2 protein-coding genes are annotated in these 1723 nt (G+C 67.0%); both read left to right on the plus strand.

All coding sequences use genetic code 11. From position 1 onward, the window contains the following. Window positions 1-749, plus strand: a 749-nt coding sequence (locus tag WCE35_RS25190) for a tyrosine-type recombinase/integrase (protein ID WP_424596015.1), incomplete at its 5' end; no start/stop codon positions are given. 12 nt (window positions 750-761) lie between these two features. Beyond that, the coding region (locus tag WCE35_RS25195) for an IS91 family transposase (protein ID WP_424596016.1) at window positions 762-1723 on the plus strand (962 nt) is incomplete at its 3' end.

Below are 1723 nucleotides of genomic sequence, written 5' to 3' on the forward strand. Positions count from 1 at the left end.
CCTCGATCCAGACGCGCAACCGCACGATGACGGGCCTGCGCTTCCTGTTCCGCGTCACGATGCGGCGGCTCGACCTTGCCAACGAGATCCATCACATCAAGGAGCCGACGAGGCTCCCCCAGATCCTGAGCGCGGAGGAAGCGGCACGGCTGCTCGTCATGGCCGGTCATCTGCAGACGCGCGTGCTGCTGTCGATCGGCTATGGCGCGGGGCTGCGCGTCAGCGAGGCCGTCCGGCTGAAGGTCAAGCACATCGACCGCTCCCTGGAGATCATCCGCGTCGAGCAGGGCAAGGGCCGCAAGGACCGGCACGTGATGCTGTCGGCGGAGCTGTATGCGCTGCTGCGCGAGTGGTGGACGGTCAGGAGCCCGCACAACGATGCGGGTGTCGCGCCCGCCGAGCGCTGGCTGTTCCCCGGCCGAGGCGACAACACGCATCTGACGCCGCGGCAGGTGACACGTCTGTTCCAGCAGACGCTCGCTGCGGCCGGCATCACGAAGAAGGTGACGCTGCACGCCTTGCGGCATTCGTTCGCGACGCATCTGTTCGACCGGGGTGTCGACATTCGCAAGATCCAGGCGCTGCTCGGGCACGAGAAGTTGGAGACGACGGCCCGCTACACGCGCGTAGCCACCGGCCTGATCACCGCCATCGAAAGCCCGCTCGATCAACTCGCCTTGCCGCAGAAGGCCAAGTCCGGCGCGACGCGCAGACGGCGGGCTAAGCGCAAGGACGATACGAACACGTAGCCGGCCACGGCCGTGTCCCGTCCGGCGTTGGAGGTCGCGGACATCTTGCGCGATCACGGTGAGGCTTGGCGTGCTGCCAACCGCGGTCACGTGAGCCTTGCTCAGTTGAAGGTGATGAGTGCGATCGAGCGCTGCCGGACAGCGGTGCTCGGCGGGCATGTTGCGCGCTGCGAGAACGCCGCGTGCGGGTACACGACCATCGCCTACAATAGCTGCCGCAACCGGCATTGCCCGAAGTGCCAGGCGGCGGCCTCTCGCGACTGGCTGGCCGAGCGGGAAGCCGAGCTGCTCCCCGTGCCCTACTTCCATGTCGTCTACACGCTACCGGCCGAGTTGCGCGATCTCGCCTATCAAAACAAGGCCGTGGTCTACGGCCTGCTTATGAAGGCCGCTGCCGAGACGACGCTCGAGATCGCCGCCGATCCCCGCCACCTCGGCGCGCGCATCGGCATCACCGCGGTGCTCCATACCTGGGGCTCGGCCATGACGCACCATCCGCATGTGCACATGATCGTGCCGGGTGGTGGGCTCTCCGAGGACGGCGCGCGATGGCTGTCGGCGAGGCCCGACTTCCTCGTGCATGTCCACGTTCTGGCACGTCTGTTCCGCGGCAAGTTCTTGGGCATGTTGACCGAGGCGCACGCCCGAGGCCGGCTGGCGTTCCACAATCGTCTGGCGGGGCTCGCCGACGCACACGCCTTCAAGCGCTTCCTCGGACCGTTGCGACAGGCCAAGTGGGTGGTTCATTGCAAGCCACCGTTCGCCGGGCCTCGGGCCGTGCTGCGCTACCTGTCGCGCTACACGCACCGCGTCGCGATCTCCAACCGTCGCCTGATCGCGGCCGATGACGGCGGCGTCTCGTTCCACTGGAAGGACTATCGCATCGCGGGGCCCGAGCGCTGGAAGACGATGACCTTGCACCCGCACGAGTTCATCCGGCGGTTCCTGATCCACGTCTTACCCAAGAGCTTCCA

Source organism: Bradyrhizobium sp. (assembly GCF_049691595.1).
Taxonomy (GTDB): domain Bacteria; phylum Pseudomonadota; class Alphaproteobacteria; order Rhizobiales; family Xanthobacteraceae; genus Bradyrhizobium.